Genomic DNA, 19,161 nt, shown 5'->3' on the forward strand with positions numbered 1-19,161 from the left:
CGCACTTTTCATTTAATGGTGAAAATTAAAACGATTGCGTATGCTTTCTAACATGAACAATCGATGGCTTGCATTATAGAGAACAAGCGCATTTAAATATAGAGCATAATGAGAATAATTTTTATTGTTTGATATTGATCAAAAACAAAATTTTCTGATTGTGAGAAAATACTTTTCCTTGTAATATATTTGAGAATTATTATTATTTACTTTCCCATGGAGTTAAACATGACCAATTTTAGATTAAATCTGCTTGCATATTCCGTTATGCTTGGACTGACAGCAGGAGCTGTTTACGCCAACGAGCTTGAACAATTGCAGGAAATTAATGTTTCAGGGAATACAGAAACAATAAATGTGAAAGAAAAAAAAGTTGGTGAAACCCAAATTACAGCTAAGAAACTTTCTAAGCAACAGGCTTCAGATTCTCGAGATTTGGTACGTTATGAAACTGGTATTAGTGTTGTTGAAACAGGAAGAACTGGAGCAAGCGGTTATGCGGTTCGAGGAGTTGATGAAAACCGTGTAGGTATTATGGTAGATGGACTTCGTCAAGCTGAAACTTTAAGTTCACAAGCATTTAAAGAGCTATTTGAAGGCTATGGAAATTTTAATAATACTCGTAATGATATAGAAATAGAGAATGTTAAAACAGCGACTATTACCAAAGGTGCTGACTCTTTAAAATCAGGTAGTGGGGCATTGGGTGGTTCGGTTATCTTTGATACAAAAGATGCTAGAGATTATCTAATAGGAAAAGATCATTACTTTAGTGTTAAACGTTCTACTCAAAGTATGAATAGTCAAGATACGATGTCTCTTACTGCTGCTGGCCGATATAAAGGGTTTGATGCGTTAATTGTTCATACTGAGCGTAATAGCAATGAAATGAAGAATTATGGTTATGAAAGTTATGACGATAAGGTTGTTGGAATTAAAAGAGAAAAAACAGATCCTTATTCCATTTCCCGTAATAGTACGTTAGTGAAATTAGGGTTTGAACCAACAGAAAATCATCGATTTAGTGTAGCTGTTGATAAATCAACATTAAAAACTGATGGACAAGATTTATCTTATTCATTACGTCCTAGTTCTTATGTCAATACTGAAACCAGTCAAGGAGAACGTTTTATTCACGATAAATCTAAACGGGAAAATATCCAATTTTCTTATGAAAACTTTACACAAACTCCATTTTGGGATCACTTTAAACTAACTTATTCCTCTCAAAAAATTAAAAATAAAGCTCGTAGTGATGAATATTGCGCATCAGCTAATTGTGCTGGAGTGCTAAATCCGCAAGGATTACATTTAGATGATTCAAATGGTGTATATAAGATTTTAGATAAAGATAACAAAGAACTCACTGGAGAATATGATTGGGGCACAACATATAAAAACTCTAGAAATGAAGATGTTACTAATGATATTTTTGAGCGCCCTGTAGAGTCTTTATCAATAGATTGTGATAAGTTAGATTGCAATAAGAAATTTAGAGTGTTCTCTGCAAATAAATTAGATGGAGAGTATGGTTATACTGAAAATTATAAATTTGAAGATAGAAGAATTAATATTAAAACTCTACCTAATGGTAAAAAATATGGTCAACTTGAATTAGCTTCAAGACCTAGCCCTTTTGACTCAACCCTAACACAATATGAAGAAGCCTTTTATTTGCTTCCTAAATCTGCAGGATATAGTAGAAATGATTACAATGATCGTGATTTAAATACAAATACAAAACAATTTAACTTTGACTTTGATAAATCTTTTTCTGTAATAAAAACGGATCATGCTTTACGATATGGTGGATTATACTCAGAAACAGAAAAAAGCATGGTTAATCTTCAGGGTTACAAAGGTGGAAATGTTCAATGGTGGGCTGATGACTTTATTTGTAATAAATTAGAGAATGGAATAAGAACACCCTCTCCTCAATATTATCCTATCAGTGATTGTACGGGAGCCTTAAAGGAAAGTAATTTAGGTAAAACAAGTTACTTGATCCCAGTTAAAACTAAAAACCATGCATTTTATTTAGGTGATAATTTTACAGTAACAAATTGGCTTGGTTTTGATTTAAATTATAGATATGACAATGTCAGACATTTACCGCATTATCGCTTAGGACAAGATCCTGAAATTCCACGTGGATTATTAGCTGGTACAATGATCCCTATTCCAGATAGTGCATTAACTGGAGGCAATGGTTGGTATAATTATAATCATGCCGATTATATAAAAAATGTACAAGACAATTTAAATGCAATTCAAAAATCAACAGCATTTAAGCACCATTCCTATAATTTAGGATTAAACTTGGATCCAACAGATTGGTTAAGAATACAGTTTAAATATTCTAATGGTTTTAGAGCGCCAACGCCTGATGAAATGTATATAACATTTAAACATCCTCAATTTTCACTTTTACCAAATACTAATTTAAAAGAAGAAAAAGCTAAAACAAAAGAAATCGCCTTTACTTTTTATAGAGAACGTAGTTATTTCACTACTAATTTATTCCAAACCGATTATAAGAATTTTATTGATTTGGCATATTTAGGTGAACGTCCAATTGATCAAAGTAAATCGTCTTATTATCCATTCTATCAGAGTTTGAATCGTGATAAGGCAAAAGTAAACGGAATCGAAATTTCTACTCATCTAGAAATAGGGGACCTTATTGAAAAATTAGAAGGATTCCATTTGGGTTATAAATTGACTTATCAAAAAGGTCGAATAAAAGATGGTAAACCATTAGAGGGATATAAAAATTTATTAGAACATAACCCTAAATATATGAATATGGCCTTGCAAGACCAGCCAATGAACGCTTTGCAACCGACCACATCCGTATACAATTTAGGTTATGATTCACCTAATAAAATATGGGGATTAGATTTTTATATTACCGACGTTTCAGCTAAAAAGGCAAAAGACAGCTTTAACCCTCAATGGCATAGCATGATTGAACGTCAAGCAGAAAATATTAATACTGGTGCAATTGAAACAGTGCCAGCAAAAACAGTAAATGGTAACGAAAAAGTTATTGACAGAAGAGCATTATGGCGTAATAAACATTACACAGTGATAGATGCCATTGCTTACTGGAAACCAATTAAAAACCTTACATTTACAGCTGGTGTTTATAATTTAACAAATCAAAAATATCTTACTTGGGAATCTGCCCGATCCATTAGAACTATCGGTACAATCAATCGAATAGATACTGAAACAGGTATAGGCTTAAATCGTTTTTACGCACCAGGTAGAAATTATAGAGCATCTATTCAATTAGAATTTTAGATGTACTCTTATCTAAACCGCACATAATAATAGTAGTGATAGTAAATGTGCGGTTAATTTAAATACATAATTTAATTTACATGTCATCTTTAACGAGGGAAAAAATGACCAATCTTAGATTAAATCTGCTTGCGTATTCCGTTATGCTTGGGCTAACGGCAAGTGTTGCTTATGCTGATGAACCAACTCAACAGCAACTTGAGGAAATTAATGTATCTGGTTCTACCGAACATAGTGATACGAAAACACCTCCAAAAATTGCCGAAACTGTGAAAACAGCTAAAAAATTAGAAAAAGAACAAGCGCAAGATGTTAAAGATCTCGTGCGTTATGAAACAGGAATTACTGTCGTAGAAGCAGGACGCTTTGGAAATAGTGGCTTTGCAGTTCGAGGAGTGGAAGAAAACCGTGTAGCAGTTCAAATAGATGGACTGCATCAAGCAGAAACCATCTCTTCACAAGGGTTTAAAGAATTATTTGAAGGATATGGAAATTTTAATAATACGCGTAATAGCGCAGAAATAGAAACGCTAAAACAAGTTACAATTCGAAAAGGAGCTGATTCTTTAAAATCTGGTAGTGGCGCATTAGGTGGTTCTGTTAGTTTTGATACAAAAGATGCTAGAGATTATTTACTTAACAAAAATTACTACGCTTCCTATAAAAGAGGCTATAACACAGCAGATAACCAAAATCTTCAAACGCTCACTCTTGCTGGGCGTTATAAGTATTTTGATGCAATTGCTGTAATTACATCACGTAAAGGTCATGAATTAGAAAACTATGGTTATAAAAATTATAACGATAAAATTCAAGGAAAAACGAGAGAAAAAGCAGATCCTTATAGAAGAACCCAAGATAGTGCACTTTTAAAAATTGGTTTCCAACCAACAGAAAATCACCGTTTCTCAGTTGTTGCAGATTTATATAAACAAACTTCTAAAGGTCATGATTTTTCTTATACTCTAAAACCAAATACACAGTACATGACATATGATGAAGAAGAATTACGTCATACTAACGATAAAGTAGAACGTAAAAATATCGCTTTTGTTTATGAGAATTTTACTGAAACACCATTTTGGGATACATTAAAAATCACCTATTCCCACCAAAAAATTACTACAAGCGCAAGAACAGACGATTATTGCGATGGGAATGATAAATGTGCATTATCGAGTAATTTGCTTGGAATGAAATACAATCAGGATAATCAACTTGTTGGGAAGGATGGTAATTCTGTAAAATATAAAGATATTGATAAAGAGATAAAAGAGACAGGAGTGGCAGGATCAGCAGAACTAACTAAACCAGGAAAATGGGCATGGCAAAAAGTAGATTGGGATGCTGTTCGAGCAAAACATCCAGGTAAGACAGTCTATGGATATTGTATTGATGATGAAATGGATAAGTGTACTTACGAGGTAAAAACTCTTCAAAAAGAAAATACTTTTGAAATCAATGGTAAAAAATACGATCTTTTATCTGAAGCAGATAAAAACGTTATCTCTGATGAACAAAGATTGCCGACTAACATCAGCTATCTTTTTAGCTGTGATGGATTAAATTGCGATAAAAAAACAATTCAAGGATTTAACAAAAATGGAACTACTGTAGATATTCCTTTTGATGTGATTGAAAAAAATGGCAAAAAATATGCCAAAACAGAAGTTACAGCTAATGATCAGCGATCTGGTCCATACCTATTTATGCCAAATCAAAAGGGTTATCAGGCGAATCTTTGGTCGCAACGTGACTTAACAAGTGAAACCAAACAAATTAACCTTGACTTAACAAAACATCTAGAGTTAGGTAAAACACAGCACGATTTGTCTTATGGTGGTCTGTGGTCTGAAATGAAAAAATCAATGACCAATCTAGCTGGAGATGCCCCTCTAAATGTAAAATGGTGGGCTCAATATCCACATAATTGTGATATCTTTTTAGCTCCTTCTACAACAGGTGCTAAACCAACGTTAAATCCAGAACGGACGAGTACATTATGTAATAATGTCAATGTGTTCTCTTTCCTAATTCCAGTGAAAACGAAAACAGGCGCGTTATATTTTATTAATGATTTCCGTGTGAATAACTATATCGCTTTTAATTTAGGTTATCGTTATGATCGAGTGAAATATGAACCAGAATATATTCCTGGAAAAACACCAAAAATCCCTGATGATATGGTGACAAATCTTTATATCACCACACCAGAATTTAATGCAAGTCAAGCAGATTCAGATGCTGATGAATTATTAAAAAAAGAAGCCAATGCTGCAGCAAATATTAAAGAAATTGCACAACCGAAAAAATTTTCTGCAAGTTCCTACTCTTTTGGTACAACACTTGATCCGTTAAATTGGTTACGTTTACAGGCAAAATATAGTAAGGGATTCCGAGCACCAACAAGTGATGAAATCTACTTTACATTTAAACATCCAGATTTTTCTATTCGACCAAATAGAGATCTTCAACCAGAAACAGCAAAAACCAAAGAGTTATCTTTAACTGTGCATAATCACATGGGATATATTACAACTTCTGTTTTTGATACTCGATATCAAAACTTTATTGATTTATCCTATCAAGGGAGTCGTGACGTTCATGGGCACTCAAAACTAATACCATTTCATTTTTATCAAAATGTAAATAGACCAAATGCTAAAGTAACTGGTTTTGAAATTGCTTCACAAATATCCTTAGGAAATATTACTAAATTATTCAATGGTTTCAGTTTAAGCTATAAATACACCTATCAAAAAGGCAGAATAAATGGCAATATACCAATGAATGCAATTCAGCCTAGAACAGCTGTTTATGGAGTAAGTTATGTTCATCCTGATGATAAATATGGTCTAGATCTTTATATCTCTCATGCATCAGCTAAAAATACAGAAGATACTTATAATATGTTCTATAAAGAAGAAGGTAAAAAAGAAACTACAATCAAATGGAGAAGTGAATCTTATACAACCATTGATTTGTTAGGATATATCAAACCAATTAAAAATCTTACTTTAAGAGCTGGTGTGTATAACTTAACTAATAGAAAATATATTACTTGGGATTCTGCTAGATCAATTAGACCATTTGGTACAAGTAATATGATTAATCAAGATACAGGCTTAGGTATCAATCGTTTCTATGCCCCAGGTAGAAACTATAGAATGTCAGTTCAATTTGAATTCTAATTGTATCTAAAAGCACAAAAGTGCAGAGAAAATAATCTGCACCTCAAACGTTGGACTAAATTACCAATAATTGAGGTGCAGATTTTATTATAGCCAGACAGTATAGCTATAAAAATATTCGCTAATGAAATAATGGAAAGTTTCTTTGAACCATTAAAAACGGGATGTTTTATGGCTGGCTATTTAACCGTAGAGAGAAGATAGTTGATGTAGTAAGGGATTATTTGGTGGAGGGAATTGTCGATGAATTCAACTGCATTAACGTCATTTACCGAACCACCATATTGAATGATCACTTGATCTGCTACAGCTTGTGATTTTGCTGCGATGTGGCCACGGATAAATGCATGAACAGCTTGTACTTGTGCTGGGGTCGCAGATTTACCAGTACCGATCGCCCAGATTGGTTCGTATGCGATCACTGCACCTTTGAATGCTTCAACACCTAATGTGTTGATTACTGCATCAATTTGACGCGCGCACACTTCTTCTGTTTTGCCAGCTTCGTTTTCAGCTTCAGTTTCACCGATACATAATACTGGTACTAAACCAGCTTCTTTTAATGCACCAAATTTTTTCGCTACGAATTCGTCGCTTTCTTTATGATAAGTGCGGCGTTCAGAATGGCCAATAATGATATATTTTGCATCAAGATCTTTGGGGCTGACGTAGATTAGCCCTAAATACCACACCATTTTCTCAATATTTTAAGCTGTTCTTTTGGTGCTCCAAAGTTAAACCTAAATTCACATTCCTTCAAGAATAAAGGAAAGTTTTTTCGGTCAATTCCATTATATTTTCGAAGGATTCTCTTCGCCTGACTCCAGAAATTTTTTATTCCATTTATGTGGTTTTGTTTCACCGCAAATAGTTCGGAATGATTGATTCGTTCGTGGTGAAATTTGCTCACATCAAGGGCATCATAGAGTCGATAAGTATCGGTATAAACCCAGCTATCAGGCTTAATTTTTCTCACAATAACAGGCATTAATGTCCCTGTTTTGGTATTTTCTACCACTACTGCAAATACTTTTCCTTGTCGCTTTAACAAACCGAATACGGCAACTTTTCCTGCTGCACCTCGACTCGTTTTCCTTTACGATGACCGCCAAAATATCTTTCATCAAGCTCAATTTGACCATCAAAAACCTCATCGGCTTCAAGGGCTAAATGATAGCTAATGACTTCACGAATTTTTCGGTAAAACAAAATCGCTGAATTGGCTTGGATACCGAGTAAATCAGCCGCTGCTCGGGCTGTCACTTCTAATACAAAAAATTCAAGGAGCTTATTTTGTATAGATTTCTTTAATTTATAATGAGTTATCTTCATTTTTATAGACTAACACACTTGCTAATCTACGTCAGCCCCTTAATTTTATACAGTAGAGAAGAGATACTTGATACAGTAAGAGATTATTTAGATTACTGTAATCATCGATGAATTTAACTGAAATAAAAGGACTGACGACAATATAATATAGTCGTCAGTCTTTAAGTGAATAAGCTAGTTTTTAGAATCAGTTCAAAACTCTAATTAATTTTACTTATTAAGCTTTACCCAACTTTTCTTTCAAAAAATTGAGCAACTGATCTTTACCAATCATTTCTTTTTCACCGGTACGGCGGTTCTTATATTCAATTTCACCGTTCTCTAAGTTTTTCTCACCGATTACAATCATATACGGCACACCGATAAGTTCCATGTCTGCAAACATCACGCCTGGGCGTTCTTTACGATCATCAAAAATCACATCTACGCCTTGTGATTGTAAAGTGCGGTAAAGTTCTTCAGCATATTTTTGCACGGTTTCAGATTTGTGCATGTTCATTGGCACAATCGCTACAGTAAATGGTGCAATTTCATCTGAAGGCCAAATAATACCGCGATCATCATGATGCTGTTCAATCGCTGAAGCTACCACGCGAGTTACGCCGATGCCGTAGCAACCCATTGTCATCACAAGAGGTTTACCATCTTCGCCTTGAACGGTCGCTTTCATTGCTTCAGAGTATTTTTTACCAAGTTGGAAAATATGTCCCACTTCAATACCACGTTTAATTTGAAGCGTGCCTTTACCATCTGGACTTGGATCACCTTCTACTACGTTACGTAAATCAAATACTTCTGGCATTGCTACATCGCGTTCCCAGTTCACATTGAAATAATGTTTTCCATCGATATTCGCGCCACAACTAAAATCAGACATTAACGCCACAGTGCGGTCAATAATTGCAGGAATATTTAAATTCACAGGGCCTAATGCCCCCACACCCGCACCAATTTTCGCTTTGATATCAGCTTCATCTGCAAACTCAAGAGGAACTGCCACTAATGGGTGTTTTTGTGCTTTAATTTCATTTAATTCATGATCACCACGAATAATTAAAGCAACAAGCGGTTGATTTTCGTCTGCACCTTTCACAATCAACGTTTTCACGGTTTTCTCAATCGGTAAATTGAATTGTTCTACTAACTCCGCAATGGTTTTCGCATTTGGCGTATCAACCAATGTCATTTCTGCGGTTGGCGCTTGACGCTCACCGATAGCTACAGCTTCAGCAAGCTCAATATTCGCGGCAAAATCCGATTCTGTTGAGAATACAACATCATCTTCACCACTTGAAGCCAACACTTGGAATTCATGAGACGCAGAACCACCAATAGACCCTGTATCCGCTTGTACCGCACGGAAATCTAAGCCTAAACGGTTAAAAATGTTACTGTACACTTGATACATCACATCATAGGTTTCTTGCAAACTTTCTTGTGTCGTGTGAAATGAGTACGCATCTTTCATAATAAATTCACGCGAACGCATTACACCAAAACGAGGACGCACTTCATCACGGAATTTAGTTTGAATTTGGTATAAATTAAGTGGAAGTTGTTTGTATGAAGAAACTTCTCGACGCACTAAATCTGTAATCACTTCTTCGTGAGTTGGCCCAAGTACAAAGTTACGGTTTCCGCGGTCTTCAAAACGAAGGAGCTCAGGGCCATATTGCTCCCAACGACCAGACTCTTCCCATAATTCCGCCGGTTGCACAACAGGCATCAACACCTCGATAGCGCCGCCTTTATTCATTTCTTCGCGAATAATCTTCTCTACTTTTTTCAATACGCGAATACCCGTCGGCAACCAGTTATATAAACCTGATGCCATTGGGCGAATCATACCTGCACGGAGCATTAACTGGTGGCTCACCACTTGAGCATCATTTGGTGTTTCTTTAAGGGTGGAGAATAAATATTGACTTGTACGCATTGTTTAACCTTAGATTCTAAGAACTGAAAAAATTGGCGCAAGTATAACAAAAAGTGCGGTGATTTTTAACCGAACTTTCGATACCTACTGATTATTTTGCGCTTTCGCCAAAATTGCTTTATGTTCCTGAATCAATACCATAAAAGGCTGGCAAAACCGCTCTAATTTGATAGAGCCCACGCCATTAATTTGCAACATTTCAATATTGCTTGTTGGCATATACTGAGCCATTTCTTGCAAAGTCGCATCATTAAAGACAATGTACGGTGGAATATTTTCTTTATCGGCAATTTGTTTGCGTAAGAAGCGCAGGCGTGCAAATAAATCCTTATCGTAATTTGCAACACTTTGGCGTTGTGGATTATGGGCAATCTTACTGATTGCAGAAATACGAGGCATTGCCAGTTCTAATGGTTCTTCACCTTTCAAAATCGCTTTTGCGCTTTCAGTAAGTTGCAACGTTGGATTTAATTCACCAATGACCTGTTGCACAAAACCCAAATGAATAAGCTGACGAATGACAGACTGCCAATGCTCTTTGCTTTTATCTTTTCCAATGCCATACACTGAAAGTTTATCATGTTGGCGTTCAATAATTTTCTGATTGTGCATTCCACGCAACACCGCAATCACATAATGTGCACCGAAACATTGCCCCACTCGATAAATAGTAGACATTACTTTTTGGGCATCGACTAATCCATCATATTTTTTAGGAGGATCAAGGCAAATATCACAGTTATTGCATGGTGTTTGTCGATGCTCACCAAAATAATTGAGAAGAACTAAACGGCGACAAGTCTGGCTTTCTGCAAATTCACCAATAGCTTCTAATTTATGCTGCTCAATCTGACGCTGTGGAGTTTCTGGTTTTTCTAAGAGAATTTTTTGTAACCAAGCGTAATCCGCAGGCTCATAAAACAAAACGGCCTCTGCAGGTAAATCATCACGTCCTGCTCGCCCCGTTTCCTGATAGTAGGATTCAATGCTGCGAGGTAAATCAAAATGGGCAACAAACCGCACATTGGATTTATTAATCCCCATTCCAAAAGCAATGGTTGCGACGACTACTTGAACATTATCACGCTGAAAATCCTGTTGCACGCACTCACGCACTGCTGTTTCCATTCCCGCGTGGTAAGCAGCAGCAGAGACGCCTTTATTGCGTAAACTTTCCGCAATTCGTTCAACCTTGTTTCGGCTGTTGCAATAAATAATCCCACTCTTGCCCTTTTGGGCCAACACAAAACGTATCAGTTGCTCCATTGGTTTATATTTTTCTTCCAAAGTATAACGAATGTTTGGTCGATCAAAACTACCAATATATTTATGCGGATTTTCCAGATTGAGGTGAGTCAAAATATCTTGGCGAGTCGCATAATCGGCTGTCGCGGTGAGCGCCATAATCGGCGCATGAGGGAAACTAGCTTTTAAACCACCAAGCTGGGTATATTCAGGGCGAAAATCATGCCCCCATTGAGAAATGCAGTGTGCTTCATCAATCGCAATAAAGCTGACTTTACTATAAGAAATAAGTTGAAAGAAACTGTTCGTCATCACTTTTTCTGGCGACACATAAAGCAGTTTAAGTTGCCCAGAAATCAGTTTATTTTGAACTTGTTGCTGCTGTTCTAAAGTCTGACTAGAATTAAGAAAATCTGCCTCAATTCCATTAGCTTGCAGCTGATCCACTTGATCTTTCATCAAGGAAATCAGCGGAGAAATCACTAAAGTTAAACCATCAAAACACAGCGCTGGAATTTGATAACAAAGCGATTTGCCATTCCCTGTTGCCATTACCACCAAAGCATCTTGTCCGTTTAAAGCGGCATGGATGACTTCTTCCTGCCCTTTACGGAAAGATTGATAACCGAAAACCGATTTCAAAACAGAAAGTGCGGTCGGTTTTTCTATTATTTTTGGTGATAAATGAGAATCAAGCATCTTAGAACTGCACGTTCTCGCCATGTGCAGCACAAGCTTCGACTAAACAATCCCAAAAACGCTTTCCGTCATTAGAAACCCAGTCGCCATTTTTAAAAGCAAAATGAAAACCACCTAATTTACTCGCAATCCAAAGCTCAAGTAATGGTTCTTGCTTGTTAATCACTATTTGTGTGCGATTATCAAAAGTGATTGTAAATACCGAACCTTGCGTTTCACAATCTACATCCGCACCTTGCGCTTCTAATTCTTCTTCAATTTTTTGCCAAACTTGTTCAATATTTTGGTGAAATTCTGCAATATTCATAAAATGTTCCTGTTTAAATCTGATAGAATGCGGCAAATTATAAAGCCTTTCTTAAGCTTGTGAAAGGCGGATTTACCGATAAGTAAGAGAGAGAAAAATGAAAAAACTACTATCAATTTTAGTGCTTAGTGCAATTTGCATTCTAGCAACAGGATGCGGCGTAAAAGGTCCTTTATATTTCCCAGAAAAAGAACAAGCACAGCAAACCAAATAAGCGATTATCCAATTACAATCCCAAAATAAAAAACAGGAACACAACATGAATTTCTTCCAATATAAAAATAATAAGCTTTATGCTGAAGATATTCCGGTTCAACAACTTGCTGAACAATTCGGTACACCTCTTTATGTATATTCTCGCGCAACACTTGAACGCCATTGGCATGCTTTTGACTCAGCCTTAGGTAAGCGTCCTCACTTAATTTGCTTTGCCGTAAAATCTTGCTCGAATATCGGCGTATTAAATATCATGGCAAAACTGGGTTCTGGTTTCGATATTGTCTCACAAGGAGAACTTGAGCGTGTACTTGCCGCGGGTGGCGATGCATCAAAAGTAGTTTTTTCGGGTGTAGCTAAATCCCGAGAAGAAATTATACGGGCACTAGAGGTTGGAATTCGTTGCTTTAATGTGGAATCAGTTTCTGAACTCAAATACATTAACCAAATTGCAGGCGAGATGGGGAAAATAGCACCAATTTCTTTGCGTGTGAATCCAGATGTTGATGCGCATACACACCCTTATATCTCAACAGGATTAAAAGAAAATAAATTTGGTGTAAGCGTAAATGAAGCTCGAGAGGTATATAAATTAGCCTCAACGCTGCCAAACATAAAAATAACAGGGATGGATTGCCACATAGGCTCGCAGCTCACTGAATTACAACCATTCTTAGATGCAACAGATCGCTTAATTATCCTAATGGAACAATTAAAAGAGGATGGGATTAAATTAAAACATCTCGATCTAGGCGGTGGTTTAGGCGTGACTTATACGGATGAAATGCCTCCGCATCCAAGCGATTACGCAAATGCGTTATTAGAAAAACTAAAAGATTATTCCGAACTTGAAATTATTCTTGAACCAGGCAGAGCAATTTCTGCAAATGCAGGAATTTTAGTAGCAAAAGTACAATACCTAAAAAATAATGAAAGTCGTAATTTCGCCATTACCGACACAGGAATGAACGATATGATCCGCCCTGCATTGTATGAGGCTTATATGAATATCGTAGAAATTGACCGCACTTTAGTAAGAGAAAAAGCCATTTATGATGTTGTCGGGCCAGTTTGTGAAACGTCAGATTTCTTAGGCAAACAACGAGAACTTTCTATTGCTGAAGGTGATTATATAGCTCAATGCTCAGCAGGCGCCTATGGAGCAAGCATGTCATCAAACTATAACTCAAGACCTCGTACTGCAGAAGTTCTAGTAGATGGAGATAAATCCTATTTAATTCGTCGTCGAGAAACCTTACAAGAACTTTGGGCATTAGAGTCGACCATTTAATCTTTCTTATCCTAAAAGAGCGGTAAAAAAATTATCTATTTTTCTACCGCTCTTTTTCCATCCATCAATAAACTTATCTCAAACGGTAAGTTTGTGAGATAAATCAAATTTTTTTCTATTCTAGATTGGCATAGAATTGAATTCTTTATAGAATACTACGTTTTTTAAAGTGGACTTTTTCCACTAAAGGGGAAATTATGCAAGAAAAACTAAAGGTTTTATTGATTGACGACCATCCGTTAATGCGTCGTGGCATTAAACAACTTGTAGAATTAGACGATAATTTTGAAGTAGTGGCTGACGTAGGCAGCGGCACAGAAGGGATTTCTGTGGCATTACAAACATCACCTGATGTGATCATTTTAGATCTCAACATGAAAGGACTTTCTGGGTTAGATACACTCAAAGGATTACGCTCAGAAGGTGTTGATGCACGAATCTTAATTTTAACAGTGTCTGATGCAAAAAATGATATTTATACTTTGATTGATGCAGGTGCAGATGGTTACTTGCTAAAGGATACGGAACCAGATACGTTGCTAGACCAAATAAAGCGCATTGCACAAGGTGAAGTCATTCTGAGCGATTCTATTAAAAATTTACTGTTAGAACGTACTCATGAAGAAAATCCATTAGACAGCCTAACTGATCGTGAAATGGGCGTACTTCGTCAAATTGCGACAGGTCTATCAAATAAACAAATTGCAGCACAACTGTTTATTTCAGAAGAAACCGTGAAAGTACATATCCGTAATTTATTGCGCAAATTAAATGTACATTCTCGCGTTGCTGCAACGGTATTATTTTTTGAACAAAATCGTTAACAAAAATAATCATAAAAAATGCGCTAGGATGAACTTAGCGCATTTTTCTTTACAGTCACACTATTTACATTAATTCAATAGATTTAATATCTTCTAATAATATATACAATTCTTTTTTAATATCTTGTTCAAATTGTACTTCTGCACTTTCTCGATCTAAATCTAGACGCATTCTTTCTCTTTTATCAAGCAATTTACGAGCATCATGTGTAGGCATATCACGCACAACTTCATATAAGTTAGCCATCGCAGGATAAGCAGATAAATTCTTACCAAAAGGCCTTAATAGAATTGTAAGACGGAGCACTCCCTCTGAAGTATTACATTCTCCAGATTGCATTGCTCGAGCAATAACATCAATGCTTTCTTTTAATCGTATAGTGCGCTGACGCTTGGCTTTATTAATCAATTTCTTTTGGATTTTTAACTGTTTTAATAAATATATTGCATATAAACTCAATCCAATCACCAAGAAAAATGCAACTACAATAAATAGCCAAATCATAACTTATCTAAATTGGTTAATATCAATACGCTCGAAAGTTCGGTATAAATCATCTTCACTTTCATCTTCGTCTTCAATGCCAAGTTCTTCCATTAATTCAGAAATTCTATCTAAGCATTCATCTACAAATTGTTGATCTGCTTTACTAATAGTTTTACCTTCATCTAAAGCATCCAATAATTCATTAAGAATTTCATTATTTTCCAGATTTTCAAGCTCTTTCATTGGATCTTGTTTTTTCACCTGTTTTATTACAGGAATTAATTGACCTTTTTCAGGCTTATTAATAAATTCAACAACCAACTGTATCTTTTTCTTACTACCGATTTTTGGATCTCTAATTTCATTTTGAAGTTTATTCGATTTTTCTTCAACCGCACTATGACGAGATCCTGAAGCTAAACCTTTGTGCTTACGTTTTTTCTTATCTTCACGAGCTTTAGCGTCCAATTCATAACGTGTAAGCTTTTTACCAGAGCGTGCCTTTGTTATATCTATTTTTTTATCTGCTTTTCGAATTGGCATAATATCGGTAATTCGACGTGTTTTTTTCTTACGAGCCATAAGGTATCCTTCCAAAAATTTTGCGGATTGTATCACTAATGCGTATTTTTCTCACTAATAAATATAAACTTTATCTAAACTGATTTTGTTAAACCAAAAAACAAAAACCCCATATCTTTCGACACGGGGTTCTTCTTTTTTATTTAATTTAACTTAGATAAGTATTTGGTAACCTGGCGGTGCCCTACTCTCACATGGGGAAGCCCCACACTACCATCGGCATTACAGCGTTTCACTTCTGAGTTCGGTATGGTGTCAGGTGGTTCCACCGCACTATCGCCGCCAGGATAATTCTTTGATAACGTTTATTTTAAATTCTATCTATGTTCTTCATTGGCCACAAGCTGAACGTTTAGTTAATTTCTTTTTCTTTCACTCTGTTTTCCAAAAACACTTGAGCGTTGTATAGTTAAGCCTCTCGGGCAATTAGTATGCGTTAGCTCAATGTATCACTACACTTACACACCGCACCTATCTACGTCTTAGTCTTAAACAACCCTTACAGATTTATAATCTGGGAGAACTCATCTCTTGGCAAGTTTCGTGCTTAGATGCTTTCAGCACTTATCTCTTCCGCACTTAGCTACCCGGCAATGCGTCTGGCGACACAACCGGAACACCAGTGGTGCGTCCACTCCGGTCCTCTCGTACTAGGAGCAGCCCCAACCAATTCTCCAACGCCCACGGCAGATAGGGACCGAACTGTCTCACGACGTTCTAAACCCAGCTCGCGTACCACTTTAAATGGCGAACAGCCATACCCTTGGGACCTACTTCAGCCCCAGGATGTGATGAGCCGACATCGAGGTGCCAAACACCGCCGTCGATATGAACTCTTGGGCGGTATCAGCCTGTTATCCCCGGAGTACCTTTTATCCGTTGAGCGATGGCCCTTCCATTCAGAACCACCGGATCACTATGACCTACTTTCGTACCTGCTCGACTTGTCTGTCTCGCAGTTAAGCTTGCTTATACCATTGCACTAACCTCACGATGTCCGACCGTGATTAGCAAACCTTCGTGCTCCTCCGTTACTCTTTGGGAGGAGACCGCCCCAGTCAAACTACCCACCAGACACTGTCCGAGACCGCGTTCCGCAATCTTCGTTAGAACATCAAACGTTAAAGGGTGGTATTTCAAGGACGACTCCATAATCACTGGCGTGACTACTTCTAAGTCTCCCACCTATCCTACACATCAAAATTCAATGTTCAGTGTCAAGCTATAGTAAAGGTTCACGGGGTCTTTCCGTCTAGCCGCGGGTACACCGCATCTTCACGGCGATTTCAATTTCACTGAGTCTCGGGTGGAGACAGCCTGGCCATCATTATGCCATTCGTGCAGGTCGGAACTTACCCGACAAGGAATTTCGCTACCTTAGGACCGTTATAGTTACGGCCGCCGTTTACTGGGGCTTCGATCAGGAGCTTCTCTTTCGATTACACCATCAATTAACCTTCCAGCACCGGGCAGGCATCACACCCTATACGTCCACTTTCGTGTTTGCAGAGTGCTGTGTTTTTAATAAACAGTTGCAGCCAGCTGGTATCTTCGACCGGTTCAACCTTCGCCCGCGAGGGACTACAATCTACGCCGGCGCACCTTCTCCCGAAGTTACGGTGCTATTTTGCCTAGTTCCTTCACCCGAGTTCTCTCAAGCGCCTGAGTATTCTCTACCTGACCACCTGTGTCGGTTTTCAGTACGGTTTAGATAAACCTGAAGCTTAGTGGCTTTTCCTGGAAGTGTGGTATCGGTTACTTCAGCTCCGTAGAGCCTCGTCATCATCTCTCAGTGTTTAATAGAAGTCCGGATTTGCCTAAACTTCCCACCTACCAACTTAAACGCACATATCCAACAGTGCGATAACCTAACCTGCTCCGTCCCCACATCGCAGTTTATCCAAGTACAGGAATATTAACCTGTTTCCCATCGACTACGCTTTTCAGCCTCGCCTTAGGGGCCGACTCACCCTGCCCCGATTAACGTTGGACAGGAACCCTTGGTCTTCCGGCGAACGGGTTTTTCACCCGTTTTATCGTTACTTATGTCAGCATTCGCACTTCTGATACGTCCAGCAGCCCTCTCGAGCCACCTTCATCCGCTTACAGAACGCTCCCCTACCCAACAGACTTACGTCTGATGCCGCAGCTTCGGTGCTATATTTGAGCCCCGTTACATCTTCCGCGCAGGCCGACTCGACTAGTGAGCTATTACGCTTTCTTTAAATGATGGCTGCTTCTAAGCCAACATCCTAGCTGTCTAAGCCTTCCCACTTCGTTTCCCACTTAATATAGACTTTGGGACCTTAGCTGGCGGTCTGGGTTGTTTCCCTCTCCACGACGGACGTTAGCACCCGCCGTGTGTCTCCTGAGTATCACTCTTTGGTATTCGTAGTTTGCATCGGGTTGGTAATCCGGGATGGACCCCTAGCCGAAACAGTGCTCTACCCCCAAAGGTGTCCGCTCAAGGCTCTACCTAAATAGATTTCGGGGAGAACCAGCTATCTCCCGGTTTGATTGGCCTTTCACCCCCAGCCACAAGTCATCCGCTAATTTTTCAACATTAGTCGGTTCGGTCCTCCAGTTAGTGTTACCCAACCTTCAACCTGCCCATGGCTAGATCACCGGGTTTCGGGTCTATACCTTGCAACTATTCGCCCAGTTAAGACTCGGTTTCCCTTCGGCTCCCCTATTCGGTTAACCTCGCTACAAAATATAAGTCGCTGACCCATTATACAAAAGGTACGCAGTCACCCTTTCAGGCTCCCACTGCTTGTACGTACAAGGTTTCAGGTTCTATTTCACTCCCCTCACCGGGGTTCTTTTCGCCTTTCCTTCACAGTACTGGTTCACTATCGGTCAATCAGGAGTATTTAGCCTTGGAGGATGGTCCCCCCATCTTCAAACAGGATATCACGTGTCCCGCCCTACTTATCGTTAACTTAGTACCACAGCCTGGATGTCGAGTACGGGGCTATCACCCTGTGTCGCTAAGCTTCCCAGCTTATTCCTCTATCTCTGCTGCTATCATTAACAGGCTCTTTCGCTTTCGCTCGCCGCTACTGACGAAATCTCGGTTGATTTCTTTTCCTCGGGGTACTTAGATGTTTCAGTTCTCCCGGTTTGCCTCACCTACCTATGTATTCAGTAAGTGATAGTAGATTCTTCATCTACTGGGTTTCCCCATTCGGATATCTTGGATTAAACGCCTCTTATCGACTCATCCAAGCTTTTCGCAGATTAGCACGTCCTTCTTCGCCTCTGATTGCCAAGGCATCCACCTTGTACGCTTAGTCACTTAACTATACAACCTCAAATGTTTTCAATCACTTTAAGTTTTCACTTGAAAGTGCGGTCAATTTGATGCGTATCTTCATTCAACTAAACACTTGATTGCTTTTGTTCAATCAAGATTTTATGCAAAACAGGTTTTATTTTTAGATTTCCCTTTTCAGTTCCCTCTTTCACTTTCCTGCCTTGCCTACTCAGACTTTCTCTCGAAAATCTCTTGTTTTCAGCTTGTTTCCAATTTTTTAAAGAACAGTAAGATAATCTAACAAAGTTATCTTTAATTGGCGTCCCCACGGGGATTCGAACCCCGGTTACCGCCGTGAAAGGGCGATGTCCTAGGCCTCTAGACGATGGGGACATCAATTAAAGATACTCTATCTTATTCTTATCTTTCAACGTTGCTTTCGCTTCGTTTCAAATCTTGTCTACAACAATCAGCCAATCTGTGTGAGCA

General features: G+C 38.0%; 10 protein-coding genes, 1 tRNA gene, 2 rRNA genes and 2 pseudogenes. 5 read left to right on the top strand and 10 right to left on the bottom strand.

The features are described 5' to 3' along the window. Positions 1 to 228: 228 nt before the first annotated feature. Positions 229 to 3,306 (top strand): TonB-dependent hemoglobin/transferrin/lactoferrin family receptor, encoded by a 3,078-nt coding sequence (locus tag AC6H0J_RS02110; protein ID WP_192885355.1) that lies wholly within the window; start codon positions 229 to 231, stop codon positions 3,304 to 3,306. A gap of 104 nt (positions 3,307 to 3,410) precedes the next feature. Further along, positions 3,411 to 6,497 carry a TonB-dependent hemoglobin/transferrin/lactoferrin family receptor gene (locus AC6H0J_RS02115; RefSeq protein WP_497512760.1) on the top strand — a complete coding sequence of 1,029 codons (3,087 nt, stop codon included), beginning with the start codon at positions 3,411 to 3,413 and terminating at the stop codon, positions 6,495 to 6,497. 248 nt (positions 6,498 to 6,745) lie between these two features. On the opposite strand, the pseudogene tpiA reads toward AC6H0J_RS02115, so the two are convergent. From tpiA to cyaY, 5 genes and pseudogenes are all read right to left on the bottom strand, one after another. Then, positions 6,746 to 7,156, bottom strand: a pseudogene (gene tpiA, locus AC6H0J_RS02120) (triose-phosphate isomerase); the annotation flags it as partial. A gap of 20 nt (positions 7,157 to 7,176) precedes the next feature. Then, positions 7,177 to 7,829 (bottom strand): annotated as a pseudogene (locus AC6H0J_RS02125) (IS1595 family transposase). Between the two features lie 217 nt (positions 7,830 to 8,046). Then, positions 8,047 to 9,765 (bottom strand): proline--tRNA ligase, encoded by a 1,719-nt coding sequence (gene proS / locus AC6H0J_RS02130; protein WP_118817530.1) that lies wholly within the window; start codon positions 9,763 to 9,765, stop codon positions 8,047 to 8,049. Between the two features lie 84 nt (positions 9,766 to 9,849). Beyond that, positions 9,850 to 11,709, bottom strand: a complete 1,860-nt coding sequence (recQ, locus tag AC6H0J_RS02135; protein ID WP_046953200.1) for a DNA helicase RecQ — start codon at positions 11,707 to 11,709, stop codon at positions 9,850 to 9,852. A gap of 1 nt (position 11,710) precedes the next feature. Beyond that, positions 11,711 to 12,016, bottom strand: coding sequence for an iron donor protein CyaY (cyaY, locus tag AC6H0J_RS02140; protein WP_005635590.1), 306 nt, complete (start codon positions 12,014 to 12,016; stop codon positions 11,711 to 11,713). A 97-nt stretch (positions 12,017 to 12,113) separates the two neighbouring features. Here cyaY and lptM point away from each other — a divergent pair, with 97 nt between their 5' ends. The 3 genes from lptM (at position 12,114) to AC6H0J_RS02155 (ending at position 14,347) form a co-directional block, all read left to right on the top strand. Further along, positions 12,114 to 12,230, top strand: coding sequence for an LPS translocon maturation chaperone LptM (lptM, locus tag AC6H0J_RS02145; protein ID WP_005626022.1), 117 nt, complete (start codon positions 12,114 to 12,116; stop codon positions 12,228 to 12,230). A 45-nt stretch (positions 12,231 to 12,275) separates the two neighbouring features. Then, complete coding sequence (gene lysA / locus AC6H0J_RS02150; protein ID WP_046953201.1) at positions 12,276 to 13,523, top strand: diaminopimelate decarboxylase; 1,248 nt, start codon at positions 12,276 to 12,278, stop codon at positions 13,521 to 13,523. 197 nt (positions 13,524 to 13,720) lie between these two features. After that, positions 13,721 to 14,347, top strand: coding sequence for a response regulator (locus AC6H0J_RS02155; protein ID WP_118817531.1), 627 nt, complete (start codon positions 13,721 to 13,723; stop codon positions 14,345 to 14,347). A gap of 64 nt (positions 14,348 to 14,411) precedes the next feature. On the opposite strand, the gene AC6H0J_RS02160 is transcribed toward AC6H0J_RS02155, so the two are convergent. The 5 genes from AC6H0J_RS02160 to AC6H0J_RS02180 all read right to left on the bottom strand — a co-directional run bounded on the left by AC6H0J_RS02160 (position 14,412) and on the right by AC6H0J_RS02180 (position 19,065). Continuing rightward, the gene (locus tag AC6H0J_RS02160) at positions 14,412 to 14,852 is read right to left on the bottom strand and encodes a DUF2489 domain-containing protein (RefSeq protein WP_005626031.1); all 441 of its coding nucleotides are present in this window, start codon (positions 14,850 to 14,852) and stop codon (positions 14,412 to 14,414) included. A gap of 3 nt (positions 14,853 to 14,855) precedes the next feature. Then, on the bottom strand, positions 14,856 to 15,416 hold the full coding sequence (gene yihI, locus AC6H0J_RS02165) for a Der GTPase-activating protein YihI (RefSeq protein ID WP_118817532.1): 561 nt from the start codon (positions 15,414 to 15,416) through the stop codon (positions 14,856 to 14,858). Positions 15,417 to 15,587: 171 nt separating this feature from the next. Continuing rightward, positions 15,588 to 15,703 (bottom strand): 5S ribosomal RNA (rrf, locus tag AC6H0J_RS02170). Positions 15,704 to 15,821: 118 nt separating this feature from the next. Beyond that, positions 15,822 to 18,720: ribosomal RNA gene (locus tag AC6H0J_RS02175) — 23S ribosomal RNA — on the bottom strand. A gap of 269 nt (positions 18,721 to 18,989) precedes the next feature. Further along, positions 18,990 to 19,065: transfer RNA gene (locus AC6H0J_RS02180), tRNA-Glu, on the bottom strand. Positions 19,066 to 19,161 lie beyond the last annotated feature (96 nt).

It is taken from the genome of Haemophilus sp. THUN1691, assembly GCF_059704425.1.